General features: G+C 63.2%; 16 protein-coding genes, 1 tRNA gene and 2 pseudogenes. 15 read left to right on the plus strand and 4 right to left on the minus strand.

Going from position 1 to position 23731, the window contains the following annotated elements:
* Nucleotides 1-10 precede the first annotated feature (10 nt).
* On the minus strand, nt 11-2809 hold the full coding sequence (locus VGM71_RS14135) for a S8 family serine peptidase (protein ID WP_331546245.1): 2799 nt from the start codon (nt 2807-2809) through the stop codon (nt 11-13).
* A gap of 183 nt (nt 2810-2992) precedes the next feature.
* Here VGM71_RS14135 and VGM71_RS14140 point away from each other — a divergent pair, with 183 nt between their 5' ends.
* The 6 genes from VGM71_RS14140 to VGM71_RS14165 all read left to right on the plus strand — a co-directional run bounded on the left by VGM71_RS14140 (nt 2993) and on the right by VGM71_RS14165 (nt 10120).
* Nucleotides 2993-4168 carry an acetyl-CoA C-acyltransferase gene (locus tag VGM71_RS14140; protein ID WP_331546247.1) on the plus strand — a complete coding sequence of 392 codons (1176 nt, stop codon included), beginning with the start codon at nt 2993-2995 and terminating at the stop codon, nt 4166-4168.
* 155 nt (nt 4169-4323) lie between these two features.
* Entirely contained in the window at nt 4324-4707 is a 384-nt protein-coding gene (locus VGM71_RS14145; protein WP_331546249.1) for a hypothetical protein, read from the plus strand.
* A 106-nt stretch (nt 4708-4813) separates the two neighbouring features.
* Nucleotides 4814-6421, plus strand: a complete 1608-nt coding sequence (locus VGM71_RS14150; protein WP_331546251.1) for a carboxyl transferase domain-containing protein — start codon at nt 4814-4816, stop codon at nt 6419-6421.
* A gap of 73 nt (nt 6422-6494) precedes the next feature.
* Nucleotides 6495-7838 (plus strand): exodeoxyribonuclease VII large subunit, encoded by a 1344-nt coding sequence (xseA, locus tag VGM71_RS14155; protein WP_331546253.1) that lies wholly within the window; start codon nt 6495-6497, stop codon nt 7836-7838.
* 100 nt (nt 7839-7938) lie between these two features.
* Nucleotides 7939-9387 (plus strand): aldehyde dehydrogenase family protein, encoded by a 1449-nt coding sequence (locus tag VGM71_RS14160; protein WP_331546255.1) that lies wholly within the window; start codon nt 7939-7941, stop codon nt 9385-9387.
* A gap of 223 nt (nt 9388-9610) precedes the next feature.
* Complete coding sequence (locus VGM71_RS14165) at nt 9611-10120, plus strand: hypothetical protein (protein ID WP_331546257.1); 510 nt, start codon at nt 9611-9613, stop codon at nt 10118-10120.
* An 11-nt stretch (nt 10121-10131) separates the two neighbouring features.
* Here VGM71_RS14165 and VGM71_RS14170 read toward each other — a convergent pair whose 3' ends face one another.
* Together VGM71_RS14170 and VGM71_RS14175 are read right to left on the minus strand one after the other, a co-directional pair.
* Complete coding sequence (locus VGM71_RS14170; protein ID WP_331546259.1) at nt 10132-11520, minus strand: FAD-containing oxidoreductase; 1389 nt, start codon at nt 11518-11520, stop codon at nt 10132-10134.
* 21 nt (nt 11521-11541) lie between these two features.
* Nucleotides 11542-11618: transfer RNA gene (locus tag VGM71_RS14175), tRNA-Arg, on the minus strand.
* 294 nt (nt 11619-11912) lie between these two features.
* On the opposite strand from VGM71_RS14175, the gene VGM71_RS14180 reads away from it, so the two are divergent.
* The 8 genes and pseudogenes from VGM71_RS14180 to VGM71_RS14205 all read left to right on the plus strand — a co-directional run bounded on the left by VGM71_RS14180 (nt 11913) and on the right by VGM71_RS14205 (nt 21692).
* Nucleotides 11913-13043 (plus strand): hypothetical protein, encoded by a 1131-nt coding sequence (locus VGM71_RS14180; RefSeq protein ID WP_331546261.1) that lies wholly within the window; start codon nt 11913-11915, stop codon nt 13041-13043.
* 39 nt (nt 13044-13082) lie between these two features.
* Nucleotides 13083-13334: pseudogene (locus VGM71_RS17700) on the plus strand (RHS repeat-associated core domain-containing protein); the annotation flags it as partial.
* 258 nt (nt 13335-13592) lie between these two features.
* Nucleotides 13593-14195 carry a hypothetical protein gene (locus VGM71_RS14185; protein WP_331546263.1) on the plus strand — a complete coding sequence of 201 codons (603 nt, stop codon included), beginning with the start codon at nt 13593-13595 and terminating at the stop codon, nt 14193-14195.
* Nucleotides 14196-14362: 167 nt separating this feature from the next.
* The gene (locus tag VGM71_RS14190; protein WP_331546265.1) at nt 14363-15382 is read left to right on the plus strand and encodes a hypothetical protein; all 1020 of its coding nucleotides are present in this window, start codon (nt 14363-14365) and stop codon (nt 15380-15382) included.
* 24 nt (nt 15383-15406) lie between these two features.
* Nucleotides 15407-19429, plus strand: a complete 4023-nt coding sequence (locus VGM71_RS14195; protein ID WP_331546267.1) for a hypothetical protein — start codon at nt 15407-15409, stop codon at nt 19427-19429.
* A gap of 14 nt (nt 19430-19443) precedes the next feature.
* Nucleotides 19444-20601, plus strand: coding sequence for an RHS repeat-associated core domain-containing protein (locus VGM71_RS14200; RefSeq protein WP_331546269.1), 1158 nt, complete (start codon nt 19444-19446; stop codon nt 20599-20601).
* Nucleotides 20598-20825 (plus strand): annotated as a pseudogene (locus tag VGM71_RS17705) (RHS repeat-associated core domain-containing protein); the annotation flags it as partial. The gene VGM71_RS14200 and the pseudogene VGM71_RS17705, both read left to right, overlap by 4 nt.
* A 114-nt stretch (nt 20826-20939) precedes the next feature.
* Nucleotides 20940-21692: a hypothetical protein gene (locus VGM71_RS14205; RefSeq protein WP_331546271.1), complete on the plus strand. Its 753-nt coding sequence runs from the start codon at nt 20940-20942 to the stop codon at nt 21690-21692.
* 54 nt (nt 21693-21746) lie between these two features.
* On the opposite strand, the gene VGM71_RS14210 is transcribed toward VGM71_RS14205, so the two are convergent.
* The gene (locus VGM71_RS14210; RefSeq protein WP_331546273.1) at nt 21747-22007 is read right to left on the minus strand and encodes a hypothetical protein; all 261 of its coding nucleotides are present in this window, start codon (nt 22005-22007) and stop codon (nt 21747-21749) included.
* A 181-nt stretch (nt 22008-22188) separates the two neighbouring features.
* On the opposite strand from VGM71_RS14210, the gene VGM71_RS14215 reads away from it, so the two are divergent.
* Nucleotides 22189-23724 carry an aldehyde dehydrogenase family protein gene (locus VGM71_RS14215; protein WP_331546275.1) on the plus strand — a complete coding sequence of 512 codons (1536 nt, stop codon included), beginning with the start codon at nt 22189-22191 and terminating at the stop codon, nt 23722-23724.
* Nucleotides 23725-23731 lie beyond the last annotated feature (7 nt).

Below are 23731 nucleotides of genomic sequence, written 5' to 3' on the forward strand. Positions count from 1 at the left end.
GGCTTCCCGCTTACCAGTTCATCCTGAACGACGCTCGCATTGAACGCGAGTGGTCGCGATCCGCGAAACGCTGGTCCACGTCGAAGCCCAGCTGCGTGCGCTCGCTCATGTCCAGCGACAGGTTGAAGCCCGCCGTGCCGGCGCGACGCGAGAGGCCGATGCCTTCGACCGGCGCCCACTGCGCAAAGTCCGTGTAGCGCGCGGCGAACACCTCGCCCTTCGTGGCGAACGCGTTCTGCCAGCCGAGCTTGCCATCCAGGTGCAGCCGGCCGAACGAGGTCAGCCAGGATGCCGCCGCCCGCAGTCCGAGGCCTGCCTGCCAGCGTGAGGTGGTCTGACCGTTCGCACTGAGGCCGAAGCCATCGCCGCCGAACTCCTGGAAGCCGTCGCGACGGATACTTGCGTACTGCACGTTTGCGAAAGGCGTGAGGGTGAATGCCGCGGCGTTCGTACGGAATCCTACTTCGCCGTACGCTGCAGTGTAAGTACCGTTCAGATCGGTACCGGCAAACGTCGCCTGGTCGCCAAACCGTAGCAGCCGCTGCATGTCGCCGCGGAAACTGCCGTACCCGACCTGGCCCACGCCGTACCAGTTCGAACCAAGTGAGCCGGCATAGAACATGCCCTGCGTGGCGCGGCTGCGCTGACGGTCGAAGCTGCCGTCGAGCTGGCCGTTGCTGTTCATCTGCGCGACCGCCACGCCGGCGAAGCCATTGATGCCAAGACGCACATCGTGCCCGATCAACCCACCGCCGAGATTGAAGCCGACGTTGCCGAACCCGCTACGGCTGAGGCCACCCTGGTAACCGAGCGACTGCGTCCACGAGCCCGTGCCCTGCTCATCCAGATGGGCCATCAGCGCATCGTTGCCCGCATCGATGCCAGCCAGCGTCACCGCCGTGCCCGCCGCGTACAATTGTCCGGACAGCGACTCGAGCGACGCCTGCGCCGTCTGCGTGTCGCGCGATTGCTGGATGCTTCCCGCGGCGATCAGCGTACCCTGAGCCAAACCGTCCCCGGCAGCGGCCGGCGCGGTGAGGCTCTTGTCGATCTGAGCGAAGGCGCCATCGAGGCGCTGGGCCGACGACGTCGCCGCAAGCGACGCCGACATGCTCGTGGAAGCGACCTGGGCGACGCTCAGCGCGGTCGTGTCGATCCATACTTCCGTCGGCAGATACGCCAGTGACTTCGCCAGGAAAACGCCTGGCCCGTTCGTGGTTGTGGCGAAGGTTCCGCTGATCGAGGCGGCAGCCAGCACCTGCTGGTGGGACGAAACGACATAGCCGGGAACCGCCCCTGCGATGTAGAAGTCGCCGTCCAGCGTGGCGCGACCGCTGACGATGAGTGGCGCGCCGAGTTTCTGCGCCAGGCGCCCGTTGGCGTACTGGTAGTAATCGCCTGCGATATGCACGGGCTGGTCGCCCGTGGTAAGCGTCGCATAGTTGAGCACGCGGCCGCCGATGTCCCCGTGGGCGATCACGTTGGCCTCGGCATCCACCCAAAGCGGGCCAGGAATCGCGAACATCGATTCCATGGTGGCCTGGTCGTGCACGTGCGTTTCGCCCCGGTACGTGTTGTGCCCGGAGAGCGTCAGCTTCCCATCGCCCACGACTTCGAGGCCACCCGCGCCGGCGATGTCATTGAGGAAGGCCGCGTCATGGCTAGCCGGAGCGCGTACGAAGAAATCGCCCCAGTCGAAAGCCGCCGGGCCGCGAATGGCCCTGCCCACGTTAAGGCGCCCATACCCGTAGACGGCGTCGGGGCCGGGATCGCCAAGGTCGTCGGCCGTACCAAGTATCGTTTGCCGGATACCGTTGATTTCCAGTCCGGGAAACATCTGCGCAACGAGTGCCGCGGCGCCGGTCACCTGGGGCGCAGCCAACGAAGTACCCGTCCACACCTGGTAAACCACGTGGGACGCGGTGGACGTCGCCGACGCCACGATGACCGATCCGGGAGCGGCAAGGCAATAGTTCTTCGCCACGCCGCACTTGTTCGAATACGACGCGATCTGCGTGGGGTGGTTGCTGTCCAGCGCAACGACCGTGAGCCAGCTCGTCTCCAGAGTCGGGTCCCGCGAGGGCAGCGCGGCGACATCCGAGGGATCGGCTTCGCCGAGATTGCCCGCCGCGAAGACGAACAGTTTGCTGCCGCTGTATGGGAAATACGCATTGTGGAAGCTCTGCGTGGTTGTGGTATCCGCCGCTTCCCAATACAGGCCTCCCCACGAGTTGTTGATGAAACGCGCCTGGAGCGCGGCATTGATCTGCCCCAGCGGATCGGCGCTGCTCACCTTGTTGCCCTCGCCCGTGCCGTCGTCCGTCGGCGACTTGTCCGCGATGATGCGCGCGGAAACGATCGTGGCATCCGGCGCCAGTCCACCGGCGAAATTCCCGAAGGGTCTGCCGGCGGCGATCTCAGCCACGGCCGTGCCATGACCCACAACGTCGTCGACACCGGTGTTGTTTGTCGACGGGTCGACATAGATGAGGTTGGCGGTCACCCGACCGGCAAGGGCGGGGTGCGTGGAGGTCACGCCACTGTCGACGATGCCGATGACTTCGCCCTGGCCGGTGATACCGGCGGTGTGCGCCACCCTCGCATTGGTGAGCGCGAGTTGCGCGTCGATGGGCGGGTCCGAACTGGGCGCGGTCGGTTCGGTAGGCGGGGGTGTCACAGGGGGCGGGTCAACGACCACGCCGCCGCCACCGCTCCGGGTTCCGCCGCCACCGCCACCACAGGCGGCCAGTCCGAGGCCGATGCAAACAGCCAGCACAAGCTCGCGCCGGCGTAAAACGATCCGTGCCATCACGTTGTCCCCTTACGCAAACCACGTCGCGCCGGGTGCCCCTGGCGCCCCCGGGGACATGGTGCCACTTAGAGGCGGCTGGCGCTTGCCGCGCCGCAGATTGCCCCAGCCCCGGCCCGCAGGGGATACTTGACGGGTTTTCCGACCCGAAAGGGCGGCCATCCGAGTCTCACGGAGTACCCCATGTCTGACATCGTCATCGCGGGTGCCAAGCGCACCGCCATCGGTTCCTTCCTCGGCCAGTTCACCGGCGTCCCCACCCCGACGCTGGGTTCCGTCGCCATCAAGGCCGCTCTCGAACAGGCCGGCATCGCGCCCGCCGACGTCAGCGAAGTGATCATGGGCTGCGTGCTGCCGGCGAACCTTGGCCAGGCCCCGGCTCGCCAGGCGTCGCTCGAAGCCGGCCTGCCGGCCTCCACCGGCTGCACCACTGTCAACAAGGTGTGCGGATCCGGCATGAAGGCGATGATGCTCGGCCACGACCTGATCAAGGCGGGTTCGGCCAGCATCGTGGTGGCAGGCGGCATGGAGTCGATGACCAATGCGCCGCACATGGTGGCCGCACGCACCGGCATCCGTTATGGCGACGGCCAGCTGGTCGATCACATGGCATGGGACGGCCTGACCAACCCATACGACGGCAAGTCCATGGGCGTTTTCGGCGAGCAGTGTGCCGACAAGTACCACTTCTCGCGCGAGGAACAGGACGCGTACGCCATCGCTTCCGTGGAGCGTGCGCAGGCCGCGCAGAAGAGCGGCGCCTTCGCCGGTGAGATCGTTCCGGTCACCGTGCAGGGCCGCAAGGGCGCGCAGGACTTCGCCGAAGACGAGCAGCCGGGTCGTTCCGACATCGCCAAGATCCCGACCCTGCGCGCGGCCTTCCGCAAGGAAAACGGCACGATCACGGCAGCCAGCTCCTCCAGCATTTCCGACGGTGCCGCCGCGCTGGTCCTCCTTTCGGCCGAGGACGCCAAGGCGCGCGGCGTGACCCCGATGGCCCGCATCGTCGCCCATGCCACGCATTCGCAGGAACCGGAATGGTTCACCACCGCCCCGGTGGGCGCCATTTCCAAGGTGCTGGAAAAGGCAGGCTGGAGTACCGCCGACGTGGACCTTTTCGAGATCAACGAGGCGTTCGCGGTGGTTCCGATGGCCGTGATGCGCGAGTTGGGCGTGCCCCACGACAAGATCAACGTCAACGGCGGCGCCAGCGCCCTGGGCCACCCGATCGGCGCCAGCGGTGCCCGTATCGTGGTGACCCTTCTCAATGCCTTGACGGCCCGTGGGGCAAAAAAGGGTGTCGCCGCGCTCTGCATCGGTGGCGGCGAGGCGACGGCGGTCGCCATCGAAGTGATGTGAAGCCGATGTCGAAAGGCGTAGGTATCGGAACCATCACGCGATATGCATGGGGTTTAATGCGCCCTGAAGCGACATGGCTCCATCTGTAGCTAAGTAGGTACAACTGAGCTATTAATACGCCCGCCTGATGGCATTCCACGGTTAAGGAGAAACATATGAATTTGACGCGTACCCTTCTCGCCTCTGCGCTCGTCGCGCTTCTGGCAGCTTGCAGCAACGGCGCGCAGGACTCCGCGCAGGACGCCCAGAAGTCGGCCGCCGATGCCCAGCAGCAGGCGGACAAGGCCCAGCAGGCCGCCGACCAGTCGCAGAACGCCGCGACCAACCAGGCTGCGGATCAGGCCCAGCAGTCTGCCGACCAGGCCAAGGATGCCGCTTCGCAGGCCCAGTCGGCTGCTTCCAGCTCGACCGCCGGTGGCGCTTCCGACGCCATGAAGCACGCCGCTTCCAACGCCGCCGATCAGGCCGACAAGTCGGCTGACCAGGCCAAGGACGCTGCCGACAACGCCAAGAGCGCTGCGGACGACAACAAGAAGTAAGCCTTCCGGTTTACCTCTGCTCCAAAAAAACGGCCACCTTCCGGTGGCCGTTTTTTTTGGCGCACACAGTATCATGGGTGTTTCTTGCCCTTGCATGATCGCTTCCATGCCTACCCTCACTTCGCAACTCGACATCCGTTCCGCCGAATTCCAGGCGGCCAGCCTGCGCCTGCGCGCGCTGACGGAAGACTTGCGTGAAACCCTCCGGCGCACCGCCGAAGGCGGGGGCGCGAAGGCACGCGAGAAACACGTCGCACGCGGCAAGCTGCTTCCGCGCGAACGCATCCGCGCCCTGCTCGATCCGGGTTCGCCCTTCCTCGAAATCGCCCCGCTCGCCGCGCATGGCATGTACGACGACGCGGCACCGGCTGCCGGTGTCATCGCGGGTATAGGCCGGGTGATGGGGCAGGAAGTGGTCGTCCTCGCGAACGATGCCACCGTCAAAGGTGGCACGTATTTTCCGATGACGGTGAAGAAGCACCTGCGTGCACAGGAAGTGGCGATGGAAAACCGTCTTCCATGCGTGTACCTCGTGGATTCGGGCGGTGCCTTCCTGCCCCTCCAGGACGAGGTATTTCCTGATCGCGAGCACTTCGGCCGCATCTTCTACAACCAGGCGCGGATGAGCGCCCAGGGTATCCCGCAGATTGCCGTGGTAATGGGTTCGTGCACCGCCGGCGGCGCCTATGTGCCGGCGATGAGCGACGAGACCATCATCGTTCGCGAGCAAGGCACCATCTTCCTCGGCGGACCGCCGCTCGTGAAGGCGGCTACCGGCGAAGTGGTGGATGCCGAAGCCCTGGGTGGCGCCGACGTGCACACGTCGATCTCCGGCGTCGCCGATCATTTCGCCGAGAACGACGCCCATGCGCTGGCCATCGCCCGCGACATCGTCGGTACGCTCAACCGGGTGAAGAAACAGCCGCTCGCGCTACGTCCTCCGCTGGAACCGCGCTTCGCCGCCGAGGAACTGTATGGCGTGATTCCGGAAGACACGCGTCGCCCGTTCGACATCCGCGAAGTGATCGCACGCCTTGTCGACGATTCTGAATTCCACGAGTTCAAGGCGCGTTACGGCAAGACGCTGGTCACCGGTTTCGCGCATATCCATGGCTATCCCGTGGGCATCGTCGCCAACAACGGCATCCTCTTCGGCGAGTCGGCTCAGAAAGGTGCGCACTTCATCGAACTGTGCAACCAGCGTAACGTCCCGCTGGTGTTCCTGCAGAACATCACCGGTTTCATGGTTGGCCGCAAGTACGAGAACGGCGGCATCGCGAAGGACGGCGCGAAGATGGTCACCGCAGTGGCCTGCTCGCACGTGCCGAAGTTCACCGTGGTGATCGGCGGCAGCTTCGGCGCCGGCAATTACGCCATGTGCGGTCGTGCGTATGGCGGGCGCTTCCTGTGGATGTGGCCGAACGCGCGCATCAGCGTCATGGGTGGCGAGCAGGCTGCTTCGGTGCTTGCCACGGTGCGTCGCGATGGCATCGAGGCCGGCGGCGGGCAGTGGAGCGCCGAGGACGAGGAAGCGTTCAAGGCGCCTATCCGCGAGCAGTACGAGCACCAGGGTCACCCCTATTACGCCAGTGCGCGGCTTTGGGACGACGGCATCATCGACCCGGCCGATACGCGGCGCGTGCTCGGACTGGCGATCTCGGCGTCGCTCAATGCACCGATCGAACAAGGCCGTTTCGGCATCTTCCGCATGTAAGAGCGCATCAACAATGTGAGCTAAGTCCCCGCCCCATCGACATTCCTGGCCGCCGTGCTAACCTCGGCGGTCCATGTCCGACCTCGACGCGCAAGCACGACAGATCCTGACGCCCTCCGGCCTCAACCGGCTGGTGCGCGACCTGCTGGAAGACGCCCTGCCCATCGGCGTGTGGATCGAGGGTGAGTTGTCCAACGTGGCGCGACCGGGGTCGGGGCATGTCTACTTCACCCTGAAAGATGCCAACGCGCAGGTCCGCTGCGCCATGTTTCGCACGGCGGCGTCACGCCTGCGCTTCCGTCCCGTCGACGGCATGCATGTGCTGATGCGGGCGAAGGTGGGCCTCTATGAGGCACGTGGCGAATTCCAGCTGGTCGCCGACCACATGGAACCCGCCGGCGAAGGTGCCTTGCAGCGCGAGTTCGAGCAGCTTAAGGCTCGCCTCGGTGCTGAAGGTTTGTTCGCACCGGAACGCAAGCGCACCCTGCCCGTCTTTCCACGCCGCATCGGTGTGATCACCTCGCCATCCGGCGCGGCGATTCGCGACGTGCTGAGCGTGCTCGGACGTCGCCTGGGGCTTGCGGAAGTCGAGGTGCTGCCGGTTCCCGTGCAAGGGCGCGAAGCGCCACCGGCCATTGCGGCCATGCTTCGTCGTGCTTCGGTAAGTGGTCGTTACGACGTGTTGCTGGTAACCCGCGGTGGCGGATCGCTGGAAGACCTCTGGGCCTTCAACGACGAAAGCGTGGCGCGGGCCATCCACGCCAGCGTGGTGCCTGTCATTTCCGCCGTGGGGCACGAGGTGGACTTCACCATCGCCGATTTCGTGGCCGACCTGCGTGCTGCCACACCGTCGGCTGCCGCGGAATTGCTCGTGCCGGACGGAGCGGACCTGGCGCGCCGGCTGGAACGCCTGCGCCAGCGCATGGCGAGCTTGATGACCCGGCGCCTGCAAGCGGCCGCACAACGTGCCGACCACTGGCAGGCGCGCCTCAACGCGCAGCGTCCGCAGGCACGCCTGGCACGCGACGCGCAACGCCTCGAATCCCTGCGCCGACGCCTCTTCGTCACCGTCGGTCAGTCGAACCATCTTCGCCGCGCGCGCCTCGAACGCCTGCAAGCGCGGCTTGAGGCGCAGCATCCCAGGCTGCGCCTCACGCCTTCGCGCACGCGTCTGGCCGACCTGCGCCAACGCATGACGATCACGATGTCGCGGCGCATCGAACACGATCGTCTACGCCTTGCCGAGCAGGCGCGTACGTTGCATGCCGTCAGTCCGCTGGCGACGCTTACCCGCGGTTACGCCATCGTGTTCGACGAGCGCGATGCTGTGGTACGCCGCGCCGCGGATGTTGCGATCGGCGAGCGTGTGCGCGTGATGCTGGGCGATGGCCAGATGAAGCTGCGGCGGGACGAATAACCGCCGGCGTCTCGTACCGTCGTCTTTCGGTTCCCGGGCTCACGAGAACTGAACGACCGACATACGATCATGGCCGGACGCCGCCGATGAGGTCCTGCCCGTGCTCCGGAAGAGCTATCCCTACTACCTTGCCAACAAGCCGGTGAAACCGGGCAAGAAGAAGCTCGACGTACTCGATAAGTACTCGGGAAAGATCGCGACCCACGTTGCCCTTCCCGATGCGGGGGCACTCGAAAGGGCGATCGCCGCTGCGGACGACGCGGCTCCCGCGATGAAACGCTTCCGGCCATACGAACGCCAGGCCGTGCTCGAGCACTGCGTGCGCCGTTTCGCGCAGCGTCGCGACGAACTCGCCTATGCGCTTTGCGTCGAGGCCGGCAAACCGATCAACGATGCCGTGGGCGAAGTAGACCGGCTCATCGATACATTCAAGATCGCGGCCGAGGAGGCCGTGCGCATCGACGGCGAAACGCTCAACCTTGAAATTTCGCCGCGCACGGCCGGTTACCACGGCTATACGCGTCGCGTTCCGCTGGGACCCGTCGCCTTCATCACGCCCTTCAACTTCCCGCTCAACCTGGTGGCCCACAAGGTCGCACCGGCGATCGCGGCCGGCTGCCCTTTCGTACTGAAGCCGTCGGAGCGGACGCCGCTGGGCGCGCTGATCATCGGTGAGGTCCTTGCCGAGACCAACCTGCCCAAAGGCGCGTTCTCGATCCTTCCGCTCGACGGCAGGCAAGCCGGCCCCCTCGTGACGGACCCGCGCCTGAAGCTGCTGTCTTTCACCGGTGGCCTTATCGGCTGGGACCTGAAGGCCCAGGCGGGCCATAAGAAGGTCACACTTGAACTTGGCGGCAATGCGGCGTGCATCGTGGATGGCGACCAGGGCGATCGCCTCGATGCCGTGGTCGACCGGCTGGTCTTCGGCGCGTTCTACCAATCGGGGCAGAGTTGCATCAGCGTCCAGCGCATTCTGGTCCACGACGACGTCTACGACACGCTGCGCCGGAAGCTGGTGGCGAAGGTAAAGGCGCTGAAAGCCGGCGACCCGAAGAAGAAATCGACCTTTCTGGGCCCTATGATCGACACCGCGGCAGCGGAGCGGCTCGAGGGCTGGATAGACGAGGCGAAGAAGGCCGGCGCGCGCGTCCTATGCGGCGGTGGACGCAAGGCTGCCATGCTAGAGGCGACGCTGCTGGAGAGCGTGCCACGCGAAGCAAAACTGCAGAGACTGGAAGCATTCGGCCCCGTTGCCGTGCTGCAGCGATTCATGAGCTTCGACGAGGCCATCGCTATCGTCAACGATTCGGACTTCGGCTTGCAGGCGGGCGTGTTCACCAACGACCTGAGCCATGCGATGCGCGCCTGGGACGAACTGGAACAAGGCGGCGTGATCGTCAACGACGTACCCAGTTTTCGCGTGGACAACATGCCCTACGGCGGCGTGAAATCGTCGGGCATCGGACGCGAAGGCGTGCGTTATGCCATCGAGGACATGACGGAAACGCGGTTGATGGTGATCCGGGACGTTGGCGTTGGAGAAACCTGAGCGGGGGGTATCACCGGTGACAGCTCCCTGCAGGTAACAGTCGGATTTTAACACCCACAATCATTGCGATTTCGAGGGTTCCGAAATCGCTACGAAAATCCTGCAAGTGAAATGCCTTTGACCTCGTCCCTGGGCCGAAAACGGTCAGGTCGGAGTTTCTGCTTATTGACTTAAGTTCGGCGTGCGCGAATATGCCCCCACAGGGATAACCAAGGAGAGTGCCATGTCAGGGATCCGACTACTATGTTCTGCGGTCATTTCAACGGCCGTGCTGATGGCTGGCTCGGCCGGGGCGAAAAACCTGGCCGATACAGAGAAGAACACGAAAGCCGCCCCGGGAAACAGGGAGGTTTATGGATTCATTCGATTCTACGAGGGGAAAAGCGGCACCCAGGATACTTTTTGTCCGGTAACGGTCACGACACTGCCTTACCATTCGAAGGAAAAGATGTGCAAGAACGACGAGGCCCAATCGCTGAGAGTCGAGAGCCTTCCGGCGGGTACCAGGATTTGGGTCTTCGACAATTCGAATTGCGATACCGGCGACGATTGGGCTTTGATCACGACACTCAAGCGGGCCAATGTCGGCAATGAGGGCCCTATCACGATATGGCATTTCGAGGAGGGTTCACCCAGTTCTGATCCGACACGCTACGCGATTGAATACCACTATCAGGACGGCAATCTTGACGGCAAAGTCTCATGCAGAATCATCGATGTACCTGCAGGGTGACGACGAACCGCCTATCCGGCTGTACGGGAAATCGGGACAAGATCGCCCAGCATCGTGGGAATCAACTCGGACACCGTCGGGTGGATGGGCACCGCCCACTGCAGGGTGCCGATGGAGGCATCGGCGTTCATCATGTCGATGATGCCGTGGATGGCTTCGTCGCCACCCGTGCCGAGGATCGCGGCGCCGAGAATCTTCTTCGTCTCGGCGTCCGCGACGATCTTCATGAAGCCATGGGTCTCACCCTTCTCCACGGCGCGGCCCACGCTGGTCATAGGACGCTTCGACACCAGCAGCGGCCGGCCGCTTTCTCGCGCCTGGGTTTCGGTCAGCCCGACACGGCCCAGGGGGGGGTCGACGTACAGGGCGTAGCCGGGGATGCGATTGCTGACCTTGCGCTCCTCGCCATCCAGCAAGTTAGCGGCAACGATTTCGTAATCGTTCCACGCCGTGTGCGTGAACGCCCCCTTTCCGTTGCAGTCGCCCATTGCCCAGACACCTTCGGCAGTGGTGGCAAGGCGATCGTCCACCTCGATGTAGCCGTGCTCGTCTACTTCGATTCCCGCCTTGTCGAGCCCCAGGTCTTCGGTATTCGGGCGTCTCCCCACGGCGAGTAGCACATGCGTCCCGATGACCTCGGGTGAGCCTTCTGCGCAATCCACCCCGACGCTCACACCCTCCGGATGTTTCGCCAGCGTGATGCAGACGGCGCGGGTGCGCACCTCGATACCCTCGTCCTCGAGAAAGGCGCGTATCTCTTCGGAGACGTCCTCATCCTCGCGCTGCACGAGCCTCGGCCCTCGCTCCACCACGGTCACCCTCGCGCCGAAGCGGCGGTACATCTGCGCGAATTCGAGCCCGATGTAGCTTCCCCCCACGATAACCAGATGCTCCGGTACCGATTCCAGCGGAATGATCGTGCTGTTAGTCAGGTAATCGACCTCGTCAATACCCTGAAAGTCCGGCACGTTTGCGCGTCCGCCCACATTGAGGAAAACCTGGGCTGCCTCGATTGACTCACCATTCACTTCCAGCCGGCGCGGGCCGGTGAAACGCGCGTGACCACGGATGAGGGTAAGCCCTGGCATGCTGGCTAGCCAATCCTCGCTATCCTTTCGCGAATCCAGGATCACCTTTCGCGCACGCGCAGCGACGGTCGGCATGTTGATGGAAACAGGTCCGATGCCTATGCCGTACTCCGCACCGCGCTGCGCGAGACGCGCGGCGTAAGCGCTGGCGATGAGTGTCTTGGTCGGCTTGCATCCGGTGTTGACACAAGTGCCGCCGACCAGGTGCCGTTCGACGATGGCGACAGTGCGGCCGGCGGCGGTCAGGCGGTTGGCCAGAGCAGGGCCGGCCTGCCCTGCTCCGACGATGATAGCGTCGAACCTATGAGCCATTGCGGGTCTCCGGGGAAAAGCTGGTGACCCCGGCCCGATTCGAACGGGCGACCTTCCCCTTAGGAGGGGGACGCTCTATCCAGCTGAGCTACGGGGCCAATCGGTCAAGGATACCGTAACGGAGCCCGGGGGAAAAAGATTTTAACCTCTGCTCGATCTCGGCGAAGCGAATTGGGCTGGCATAGGGGGCGCTCCAGCGCAAGGCGTGCCGCCCCCGTCACACGTGTCAGTCGGGACTTTGGCCATGAAAAAATGACGTTTGCGATGAACGAGTTCGACTGGATGTACCCGGAATCGCGTGATGATCGCCTAATACGCGCATCGATAATCCGTGACGTTACACCGGTGGACGCCATACTCCCTTACGGTTGGATACGACAAGGAGCAGTCCCATGGAAAAGCATTCCACCGAAGCAAACCCATCCGCAAACTGGGCACAAATCATCTTCTTCAGGATATACAAGGACGATATCGAAGGAACGCGCCCAGCCATCAAACTGTTCAACAACACACGACAGCGGTGCCCGGTTCGGGTGGCTCTCGTCGCCGCCGATAGCAATGGCAATCCTGTCTTGCTTAGCGAAGGGGATCTGAGAACACTCGAACTCATAGATTACATCACCAACGCCCCCCTCTCATCGACGTTGGACTGGCAGGTGTCCACTGAGCGTGGTGAATATACCTGGGACGAATCCATGATCCCAACAGTGGTGGAATCCACCGATGGGATAGCCACGGGCGTCACGCCACTAAGCGATGCCAACCGCGAGAAGCGTCAGGGCGCCCAGATGGTCACTCTGTATGTCTCCACAAGTGCGCTTTCGAGAAAGCAGGTAGCCGTACGGATTCCCCTGCCTTCGACCACGGCGCATGTATCGACCAATCATATCGGCGTTGTCGATCCCGATGGCTTCGGCGACGGGCAGGGCCGCTTCAACTCCTCCGTCATGATCGAGCCTGCCGCCTTCCCCTCCCTTGACATCGCCAACTATGGCGTATTCGATAGCCAGGGAAACCTTTTGCCGCAGCCCGTGGGCAATACCGATTATTTCTATAGAGCCGTTGAACACCACATCCACATCAGCTACAACGGCCGCATGTTGCCCCTGAAATCCGTCAGTGGCAGCAATTCGTCGATCGTGGGATTTTCCGTCCACAGAACTGACCGCCCCTTTGACCTCATGAAATGGGGGATGACCTATTACGGTCAACCCGGCCAGGCACAACCTGAGCATTTTCCGCTGGCACCGCTGGCTAAGCTGCGCCTGACTAGCGGATCGGAGTTTACCCCGGGCACCATGTTCAATAACTGCATAGGGCAGATCGTCGGGAAATCGACTACGCGCGTGGTCGTTGGCCTGATAGCGGGCAATCTCGAAGGAAAGTTCCTCAACAGCTCCAACGGCGAGATTCCCGACAGAATCGGTGCCTCGATGTACCTTCTCGATGATTATGGCAACTACCACGACCTCACGCTCTCCTTCGGCAGTTCGGCTGACAAACTGAGAATCACGATAACGTAGAAAAGTATCGTGCATGATCATCGAGATACCCACTTTGAAATGACCTCTGATCGGCCCATCAGAGCGTCACGGATCTACGGCGCCCACGGTGAATTGTCCTACGCGGCCCATCTCTCGCGGCCTGCCTATACCGGGCAGGCTGCTGAGCCGGGCACCGACTGGTACCTGTTCGGCGGCCGGCTTTACAGTCCACCGCTGCGCCGCTTCCTCGCTCCCGATCCGCTCAGTCCATTCGGTCGTGGCGGGCTCAATCGTTACGGCTACTGCAATGGCGATCCCATCAACCACGTCGATCCGTCAGGCAGCATCGCGCGTCCGTGGCAGCTCCGGCACGTCGGTGGTGTTCCGAGCAGCACTCCTGCGCGGGCCTCGGCACGAATGCGGCCCGGCACATCCCTTACCCCGAACCTGGCACTCGCGACCGCGGCCGCTACGGCGGACACGTGGGTAGTATCCGCAACCATACCCGCCGCCTCCCTGGCAGCGCCGGACGTTCCGGCCAGCGCAGTCCTAGGGCGCCTGACATACGATGGAAACGCCCCGAGTGACGTGGCAAGACCGGGGTCCGATAAGCTCGATCGAGCGTCGGCCAGGAAGAGGCGTAAAGTAGAAGTACTCCATGAGGAGGACTACCCCGCCGACAGGATAACGTCCGAACGGAACGGATATCCGACCCTCACGAAGAACTGGGTCGAACACACCCATTTGTTCAACGAGCAGAGCACCATCTGGGCCGCGGATACCGCGATTGCAGATAGGGATTTTCCAGACTTGTTCGAAACGCTCACGTTCCACAGTGTCACACACGTGACGCTCTACTCGGGCGCCCACGGAAGGCCGAGCGGAAGGAACTGGGGCCGTGATTCATGGTACAGGCCGGAGTTGGGGGATTTCGGTCTCCTGGCGCAAGACCTCGAAAAAACGAAGCAGGCCGGGGACGCCCTGGGGATTCATGTCCACCCGGTGGACATGGCGTCGATGAACAGGACCGCCATGCGGGAAAGCCTTTCCGAAGATGGCGTGCATGTCATTGGCTACTGCTACGGCGCAGCTGACAGTGAGGTCATGAGGGCTATAGGCGTCTCCCGCTCAACCGTGTTCGCCCCATGGGTACCGCCGCCGAAGTGGCGAAGGCCCCCTGCAACCCCATGAGGCCACCTGTCGGGACAAGACACAAAGAATGCGGCGCGCCGAGCACTTGGTCCGGCGAGGCCAGAATTGCACCACGTCCACCGATTACGCGCACGAATTAGTGTCGACACTCATCGGCACGCGGCATACGTTGTGACACCGCAAAAAAAAAACGGAGTTGGGGAATCATGGAAGAGACCTCCAGGCAACAAAGTGATTTGTGGCAGATAAACCAGGTTCGGATCACCCTGTCCCAGACACGCGTTTACCATAACGGACGCCAGCAAGCCCGAATCCTGCTCTGGCTCCAGGCGACGGAGGACGGGAAATTCGTCAGATTGACGCCAACCGAAAGGCAAAATATCCAGCTGGTCGACTACCGTAATTCCGAGGGCTACATACCGTTCAATGAAAACGGAGCGCCCAACAGCTACAGAGGCTGGTCGGCACAGCGGAACTATCTCGGGTACTCGTTCTATCCCGACCTTGCAAGCGGAAAGGGTGGCGACGAAGAAACGATCGAGCTGGACCAGGATGCGGGGGAATCGTTCGAGTTCTATGTATCGGCCGAGGATGGCGCCCAGGTTAGCCGCTTCCTCTCCATTTCATTCTCCATTCGCGGCGACAACGGGTCCGTCTGGCGTACCACCGGCATCGTTAGCTATGCCGACAACAGCGACGATTACTTCAGTCATCTGGACGTGCGGGAGAACATTGAAATCACCGCCGTTCCTCCCGTTTTCTATTCCGCCGACAACTTCCACCTCGATCGGCGAAGCATCATAGCGATCCAGCCAACCTCCGCCGCCTTGTTCGACGACATGGTTACGGTGTCGATCGTTGCCGCGGGCGGACGGATCATAGGCATTCGTTCCATGGAATGCGTCCCGGCGGGAATGATCCATTGGATAAACGATATGCCTGACACGTCCAATCCTTGCTTCACCGGTTATGTGAGACCGGGCGAGGCGAGTGTCCAGTGGAATCCCGCCGTTCCCAAGGGGTCGCAACCCTTGCCGAGCCTGCCCGCTCCCGAACGGACGAAGGGCGTCATCGTGTTGTGCGGGCGCATCGACATCCCGCGGGCTGATCATACCGATCCGCCCCGTGGCCCCTTATCCATAGTTTCCATCGACGAGTACGGCACGCTTCATGCCCGCCAGCTCTTGTTCGTTCGCGGCCAACGCGACGAACTCAAGATTCAATAGACCGAGACATCACAGGAGTGAGCCATGACGGACATGGATGTTGCCGCCCCGTTGGAAACCGGGGACATGTATTCCACCGCGTTTCAGTTCTATAGCCATATCAGCGCCAGCGTAGATCCTCGCACCGGCATGTATGGGGCGAGCGTCGAGATTTCTTCCGGCGAAGGAAACCGCCTTCGCGGACCGCACCTGCCGTTCCGGCTGTCGTACAGTTCCCTCGGCGCAGGTATCAATGAGGGTTTTGGCGAAGGTTGGCGTCTCGCGCTGACCGAAGTCGACCTCACCGCGCGCATCGTGACGCTTTCCAGTGGCGACAGCCACAGGTACGAAGGTCTGCTTCCCGGCGCGTCGGCGACTTTCCCGGACCGCAAGCTCGACAGCTTCTCGCTGATCAGGCCCGGCAGCACGAACGATGTCGTGGTGGAACACATCACGGGTGTGATCGAACATCTCAGCCTGATTTCCGGATCGACCCGATACCTGCGTCCCGTCCGCATCGTCAATCCCAGCGGCGACGCGATCCATCTGCACTGGAGTTTCGCAGCGGGCCGATACCTGCTGGAGCGGGTTACCGATGACGAGGGCGACACACTGCTGACTATCGCCTATACGTTGTCGAGCGCCGAACTGACCCTGCACCTCGGTCATGGGGTCATGAGCATGCATTTCGAATTAAGGGGCCCGGAGCTATCTCGCATCAGGGTTCCACTGATCAATGAACTCAATGCCAGGGCTGTACCCCGGCAGGATGAGGCCGTATGGCAGTTCGACTACCACCCGCTCTCGAACGGGATGCGGCTGCTGAGGGGCGTCATTTCCCCCGACGGTGTTTCCGAGGAAGCCACGTACGATAATTCGGCGCTGCTGCTACCGAGCGGAGCGCCGATGACCTCGATGCCCGCAGTCTCCCGGCATACACGACTCAGGATGTCGGACAGGAGCGCGATCCAGGAAAGCCGGTTTTCCTACACGAAGTTCGCTCGCAACAACTTCTACGGATATCCGGTCGTGCGCAGCTGGGAGAACCGCAACGACCAACTGTTGCACCTGATCGGCCAGGGCGCGTTCCAGTACGGGTCGACGGAAAGCCAGTACGACGGTTCCACCGTGATAATCGCCATCGAAAGGGACTACAACCAGTTCCATCTCATCACGCGAGAAAAAACCACGCGCGGTATCTTGGTCCAGGACGTCGTTACCGAGTACGGACACGTACCGAACCAGCCTATCGAACTTCAGCCAAAGGCTTTCCAGCTACCGAAGAAAATCACGACCACCACTTACGACAGCGGATCGCCCGGAATCCAGCAGGCCACCTATGTCGAGATGGAGTACGACTCCCAGGGCAACATCCAACGCCGTTACGATAGCGCCACCGGCACGACCGAGATCTCCATGTACTACTCCCCGGAAGGAGAAACGGAGGGCGATACCGAACTGTGTCCACCCGATCCGATCGGCCTGGTGCGTCGCCTCAAGAGCCGAAGGATGGAGCCGGGCGCGAAAGGCGGCCCGATCCGCGAGACGCGTTACCGATACACCCGTGTCCCCGTCCGGGAAACCGCGCGGGCGTGGACCCGCGACCGTACTTACTACGTGCAGGCCCGCGAGGAAACCTCTTTCTCTATGGAAGGGGGCGAGACGCAGCGGCTTGAGCGTAACGCCCAATACTTCATCGTCGACCAGGGGCCGCAGCACGGCAGCCTCTCGAGCGAAACACACGAACAGGACGGCCTGGAGGAAACCCGCGAGTACGGTTACGAGACCGACGACGCCGGGAAAACCATCACCAAACACACCCGGCACACCACGCATGACGGTATCGTGGTGGAGACCAGCGAAACGCTGTATTTCCTCAGCGGCCTTGTGCGCTCCATGAAGGACGCGCAAGACAATGCCACCTGGTACGACTACGACGGCATGAGCCGTCGCGCCGTGGAAGTGGTCGCACCCGACGACCATCCCTACCGGGTAGACACCCGATGGAACTACCAGTTGTCCCTGACGGAACGGTGGGTGCAACGCATCGGCATCACCGGCCTGCCCCACCGGGTGTGGATGGACGAGCGAGGGCAAGTCATCCGTCGCGAAGAGCCACTCGAGGACGGGACGCTGGTCGTGGTGGATGAACTGGACTACGATATTTTCGGCCAACTCGTGCGGGAGGCAGAGATCGATCGCCTTGGCGAGCGCGTCGTGCGACGGGAATCGCGATTCCAATACGACGATTGGGGCCAGCGCCGGCTCGAGACGGCTCCGGACGGCAGCGAGACCGTAACCCAGACCAGCCTGGTCCGCGATCCCGACGACGGTGGGGTTCTCACGCAGACCTTGCAGTGGCAGATCCACGGTCAGGGTGAACGAACGGGCTGGAGCGCAACCTGGACGGACGCGGCCGGACGGAAAGTACGGGCACAGACCGGCGAATGGTCCGGGAACGACCGCGTCCCGCAGATAACGAGGCGATGGGAATACGACGGCCTGGGCCGTTGCGTGACGATGACGGAAGCCTTCGAAACTGCGCCCCCCCTGGCCAGGGGCAGACGGCATGTCGAGAAGGTCACGCGGCAGACCTGGGATTCGTACGACCGGCTGGCGACAAGCGTACTTCCCGACGGAACGATCGTGAAGCGCGGCTATGCGCCTGGTCACGACGGCGAACTCTTGTCCAGCCTTGCCGTCGTTCCGCCTGGCGAAGTGACAGAATGGCAACTCGGCACGCGTACGTGGGACGGACTGGAGCGACTGGCGAGCGAGGAAGCAGGCAGTCTGGTCTCGACACAGGAGTACTCACCGGGACAGATGAGCCCGGCCAGGAAAACGATGCCCGACGGAAGCGTGCTGAGCATGAACTACGATCGGCGGCTGCGCGAGGTGCTGCTGGATTCCACCCTCATGGATGCACGCACCCACGCGCAGGCTATCGTCACCGAGGCCTCCTACCACAAGCAGATCGGCCTTCCGTCGCTCATTACGACGCCGAACGGAAGCATGGAAGTCACGCTCGACTACCTCGGCCGCATGACCGACCAGACGATCGCTCTGCAGGGCACCGCGCCGCGCCGCTGCCACGTGGTCGTCTCGCCCGGCGGCGCGGTGCTGGAGACGACGGGCACTGACGGCATCACGCGGCGTTTCGAGTACGACGACATCGGCCGGCCGACGAGGGTGTCGGACCAGGACGTGGAGGTCGAGCTTGCGTACGACGCGCTGTCCCGCCTTGAGCGGCGAACCACGTCGTCAGCCGGTGGTCGTTCGGTTATGCAGGCCTTCGAATACGACCTACAGGGGCGCATCGCCGTGCAGACATGGGAGCACGTCGATGCAGTGGGTTCCCTGAAGCGCAAGCTCGTGTTGACCTGGAGGCCAGACGACAAGCTGGCGGGTAGACGCTGGTACGACGGCGCTGACCGACTGATGCGCGACGAAACGATGGAGTACGACGATCGCGGACGCCTGGTCGATCACCTCATCCGGGCAGAAGCCGGCGAACATCCCCAGGACGAGATGCTGCAGCCCTACGTGCGGCAGCAGTTCGAGCACGACTGCGTCGACAACCTGCGCAAAGTGACGACCACGCGCCTGGACGGACAGGTCAACGTCACCGACTATGGCTACGATGCGACCGACCTTGACCGGCTCGTTAGCGTCCAGAACAGCCTGGCTGAATATCCTGGCCATGGCACGCCACTCCGGCTCAGTTACGACGCGAACGGCAACCTCACGGATGATGGACAGGGCCGCACGCTCGAATGGGATGGCATGAGTCGACTGGCTTCGGTCACCCTGCCGGACAACCGGGTGATCCGCTACCTGCACGGACCGGACGCCCGGGTATGTCAAGTCATCAGTCCGGAACGAGCGACCTACCGGTACCGGGAAAATGGCGTGATTACCTTCGAGGTCGACGAAACCGAGGGGCGCAGGTACATCCGGGCGGAAGGTGCCATCGTCGCGGAGACGCGCATCGCCGCCTCGATACGGGACGTACTGTTACTGGGCACCGACCCGCAGGGATCGGTGGTGACGGAATCCGGTGCAGGCTGAGGAGGAGCGCAATCATGCCCGGGAAAGAAAGAGAGAACCTGGTGTCGCGCAACTACGGTGCTTACGGGGAAAGCGCCGCCTCCGCGGGCGCGCGCATGTTGTATGCGGGCGAGCTTCTCGAGCACGATACTGGCTGGTATCTGCTTGGCCAGCGCCCCTACAGTCCGGTGTTGCGCCGCTTCCTGGCGCCGGATCCGTCTAGCCCGTTCGGCGATGGGGGGGGCAATCGGTACGCGTATTGCAACGGCGATCCCGTGAACCGCATCGACCCAACCGGCGAGTCGTGGCTGAACTGGCTCGTCGCGGGGATAACGATGACCTTTGCCGTCGCCGCGGTCGTCGCGAGCGCTGGGATGGCCAGTGGCATGATAATGCCTGCTGCCGGGGCGGTAGCATCAGCGGCGGCGTCCGGGGGCATGGCAGCCGCGGCGGTCAAGGCTGTGGCGGTGGCAACGCCCGCCATGGCCGCCGCGACCGCTGCTGTCGCGGCCGACGCAGTGGGAGTTGTCGCCGCCATCGGCTCTACCGTCACGATGGCAACGCAAGATGCGACATGGAATGCGGTGTTCGGATGGGTGGCGATGGGTGCCGGCATGGCATCCGGCGTCGGCATGGTAGCGGCGGTGAAGCTGCAAGCTGCTGGCAGTGGAGTAGGCAAGGCCGCTTTAAAAGCACCTGCGGCCGCCCGGTCTTCGCCCGGGAAGGCGGCGGCACATATGAGCGGCGGAAGCACCACGAACACCGTGGTCCGTTCGATCCGTACGGGAATGGATACCCTGCGCCAGACGGCCGTAACTGGCACCCGAGCCGCTCAAGTGGCGCCAAATCGCATGGCAGAGGATGCAAGTACCCGCGGTGCCCTTTCCGCGAAGGCCACCGTCAGCATGTCGGGGTATGTTCGTGGAAGCAGTGGACATGGAGACATCAGCAGGCCCTCCGCGCCTTATGACAACCCGCGAGATCCGAACCAAACGAGCGCGTTGGAAAACGCGCAGGTCCCCGTCTCGCAGACAAACCCACGCACACGCGGGCAGACGCAGGAACAGTTAACCGATATCGGGCGTAGAGTTGAGGTCACAGTAGCCGGCACGGTGGACGAAACCACGCTCAGGGCGCTGAATTTTCCAGAGGTGCTTCCCGGCGATCCGGAGTGGACGGGCCCCTACGTATGACTCACATTTACGATGCATACGGCGTCCATGAACGAGTGGGGAAGTCACGCTCCGCTTATACAGGCCAACGCGCCGAATCCGATACAGGCTGGTACCTTCTGGGAACCCGTGCGTACAGCCCCCGGCTGCGCCGCTTCCTTGCGCCCGATCCGCCAAGTCCGTTCGGAGACGGTGGGCTCAATCGGTATGCTTATTGCGAAGGGGACCCGATCAACCACATAGACCCGTCGGGTCACGCCCGACGCCCCTTGCAGAGACTTCGAGTCGATAGCGTGTCCACTGGCACGCCTGCGCGACTTTCCACCGGGGAAGATCCGGGTACGTCCGGGACACCGGGCATGGCGATGATCGCCGCGACAACCGCGCATCCGTCGACCGTATTGGCCGGGCCGCCGTCGGCTTCCCGGACGCCTCCCGTCATTCCGGGAAACGCGGTACTTGGCTCGTTGGCCATCGACGCGGACCGTGCGTCGGATAGCGCGGCCCAGCCACCACCGAAGAAGAGAAGAGTTACCACCGCAGAGTCCGCGACGACTTCACAAGGCCTGACTGAGCCACCCGGACGCCGCGTCGACATCCTCTCGGGCGAAGCGATACCCGCGGCCCGGTTCAGTCCGAACCGTGCGACGGGGCGCGGGAAACTCTTGACGCAAAGCTGGATCAGCGGGTCGCCGCCGGGCATGCCTGGTACCGCGCTATGGGCAGCGGACACGATGATCACCGGGAGCCGCACGGTGAACATCTTCCAAACGGCGCGGAACAAGGGCATCAAGAAACTTATCCTCTACTCCGGGGCCGACGGGCGGCCGGACGGCGACAACTGGGACATGACGACAGGCCAAAACAAATACCCGAACCCCTCGTATTTCACCGACGACGGCCAAACGGTCGCGGACCATGCTTCAGCCTTCGGCATCCAGACAGAACTAGTCGACGTGGGCCGATCAACACGAAGCGAGATGAAACATCTGCTCTCGCGGGACGGTGTTCACGTCCTCCTGTATTGCTTCAGCGCGGCGGACGAAGTCGTCATGGAGGTCTTGGGCGTTCGTCATGTCACTGTGTACGAAGATCGGATCCAGTGTGTCTGACCGTGCCGACGCGGCCATAACCCTTTCCGACCATGTGGCCAGTGGCCGAACTATTCAGCGAACGACGGTAAGGGGCGGTGCCGGAAGTAGCGGCGGCTTCGCTGGCCGCTTGGCATCGCTACCGAAGGGGCGCCAGATACCGTCCGCGCCTTCGACGCCGATGCTGGTGTCGCCCCCGTCGGCGGCGGCACGGTTGACAGCGGCACGAAGCGCTTCGAAACGCGACGCAAAGCGGCCGATGGGGCATCCGGCCACGCTCACTGTCCAGGAAGCCCCCTCGTCGGGCTGGTAGGGAATCTCGTAGACGCGGGTCATCAGCGGCTCCACCGGCTCCATAAGTTCAGGCATAGCATGGGCTTGCAGCCGTCTTCGCGAGGTCGTCGCAAGTGCGGGCGATGCATACGCCGTCGCGACGTCCGTCCTGCGCCGCACAACGGGCCGTGAAGGGGGTGTTTGCTAGAATCGGCGTTTTAACTGTGCCGTCCCAGGAGTTCCCATGTCCGCCAAGATCCTCGCAGCGCTCGGTCTCAATACGACGGAGTCCGGCACCTACCTCGGCCGAGGCCAGTGGGCCGGCACCGCCGACGCCGGCACGATCCAACCGGTAAACCCGGCGACCGGCGAAGTGATCGCGACTGTGCAGGCCTCCAGCGCGGCCGATTACGAAACCATCGTGCTGCGCGCCCAGGAAGCCTTTGCCATCTGGCGCACCGTGCCTGCCCCTCGTCGAGGCGAAGCCGTACGCCTGTGCGGCGAGGCGTTGCGCAAGCACAAGGATGCACTGGGTTCGCTGGTCGCCCTGGAGATGGGCAAGATCAAGCCCGAGGGTGACGGCGAAGTGCAGGAGATGATCGACATCGCCGATTTCGCGGTGGGCCAGAGCCGCATGCTCTACGGCTACACCATGCATTCGGAACGTCCGGGCCACCGCATGTACGAGCAGTGGCATCCGGTTGGCCTGGTCGGCATCGTCAGCGCCTTCAACTTCCCGGTGGCCGTGTGGGCATGGAATGCCTTCCTCGCCGCCATCTGCGGCGACATTTGCCTTTGGAAGCCGTCTCCCAGGACGCCTCTCTCCGCTATCGCCACGATGAAGATCTGCAACGAGGCGTTGAAGGAAGGTGGCTTCCCGGACATTTTCTTCCTCTTCAACGATGCCGGCACCGAACTGGCGCAGACCTTTGTCGACGACAAGCGCATCCCGCTTATCAGCTTCACCGGCTCCACCAAGGTAGGCCGCATGGTCGGCGAGCGCGTGGCGAAGCGCATGGGCCGCAGCCTGCTTGAGTTGGGCGGCAACAATGCGATCATCCTCGACAAGTCGGCCGACCTTAAGCTCGCCATTCCCGCTATCGTGTTCGGCGCGGTCGGCACCGCCGGCCAGCGCTGCACCAGCACGCGCCGCGTGCTGGTGCACTCATCCATCCATGACGCCGTGGTGGATACGCTGGTAAAGGCTTATGGCCAGGTGGAGCAGAAGATCGGCGACCCGACCCTGTCCACTACGCTCATGGGCCCGCTGAACAGCCCGGAAGCCGTGCAGACCTTCCTTGGCGCCATCGAGAGGGCCAAGGCCGCCGGCGGCACGGTTCGCACCGGCGGCAAGGCGCTTACCGATCGCAAGGGCAACTTCGTGCTTCCGACGATCGTTACCGGTTTGAACAACGGCGACGAGGTCGTGCAGACCGAAACCTTCGCGCCGATCCTCTATGTGATGCCGTTCGACACGCTGGACGACGCCATCGCCCAGCAGAACGCGGTGCCGCAGGGCCTGTCTTCCGCCATCTTCACGCAGGACCTGAAAGCGGCCGAGCAGTATCTCTCCACCGCCGGGTCGGACTGCGGCATCGCCAACGTGAACATCGGCACCTCGGGCGCCGAGATCGGCGGCGCCTTCGGTGGCGAGAAGGAAACCGGCGGTGGTCGTGAGTCGGGTTCGGACGCGTGGAAGGTCTACATGCGCCGCCAGACCAACACCATCAACTACTCCGACGCCCTGCCGCTGGCGCAGGGCATCAAGTTCGAATTCTGACCCACCG

The organism is Luteibacter sp. (assembly GCF_036499525.1).
In the GTDB taxonomy this organism is placed as follows: Bacteria; Pseudomonadota; Gammaproteobacteria; order Xanthomonadales; family Rhodanobacteraceae; genus Luteibacter.

Excerpts from the sequence above, each read along its gene's own strand:
- VGM71_RS14135 (WP_331546245.1), bottom strand. The coding sequence starts at position 2,809 with ATGGCACGGATCGTTTTACGCCGGCGCGAGCTTGTGCTGGCTGTTTGC.
- VGM71_RS14140 (WP_331546247.1), top strand. The coding sequence starts at position 2,993 with ATGTCTGACATCGTCATCGCGGGTGCCAAGCGCACCGCCATCGGTTCC.
- VGM71_RS14145 (WP_331546249.1), top strand. The coding sequence starts at position 4,324 with ATGAATTTGACGCGTACCCTTCTCGCCTCTGCGCTCGTCGCGCTTCTG.
- VGM71_RS14150 (WP_331546251.1), top strand. The coding sequence starts at position 4,814 with ATGCCTACCCTCACTTCGCAACTCGACATCCGTTCCGCCGAATTCCAG.
- xseA (WP_331546253.1), top strand. The coding sequence starts at position 6,495 with ATGTCCGACCTCGACGCGCAAGCACGACAGATCCTGACGCCCTCCGGC.
- VGM71_RS14165 (WP_331546257.1), top strand. The coding sequence starts at position 9,611 with ATGTCAGGGATCCGACTACTATGTTCTGCGGTCATTTCAACGGCCGTG.
- VGM71_RS14170 (WP_331546259.1), bottom strand. The coding sequence starts at position 11,520 with ATGGCTCATAGGTTCGACGCTATCATCGTCGGAGCAGGGCAGGCCGGC.
- VGM71_RS14180 (WP_331546261.1), top strand. The coding sequence starts at position 11,913 with ATGGAAAAGCATTCCACCGAAGCAAACCCATCCGCAAACTGGGCACAA.
- VGM71_RS14190 (WP_331546265.1), top strand. The coding sequence starts at position 14,363 with ATGGAAGAGACCTCCAGGCAACAAAGTGATTTGTGGCAGATAAACCAG.
- VGM71_RS14195 (WP_331546267.1), top strand. The coding sequence starts at position 15,407 with ATGACGGACATGGATGTTGCCGCCCCGTTGGAAACCGGGGACATGTAT.
- VGM71_RS14200 (WP_331546269.1), top strand. The coding sequence starts at position 19,444 with ATGCCCGGGAAAGAAAGAGAGAACCTGGTGTCGCGCAACTACGGTGCT.
- VGM71_RS14205 (WP_331546271.1), top strand. The coding sequence starts at position 20,940 with ATGGCGATGATCGCCGCGACAACCGCGCATCCGTCGACCGTATTGGCC.
- VGM71_RS14210 (WP_331546273.1), bottom strand. The coding sequence starts at position 22,007 with ATGACCCGCGTCTACGAGATTCCCTACCAGCCCGACGAGGGGGCTTCC.
- VGM71_RS14215 (WP_331546275.1), top strand. The coding sequence starts at position 22,189 with ATGTCCGCCAAGATCCTCGCAGCGCTCGGTCTCAATACGACGGAGTCC.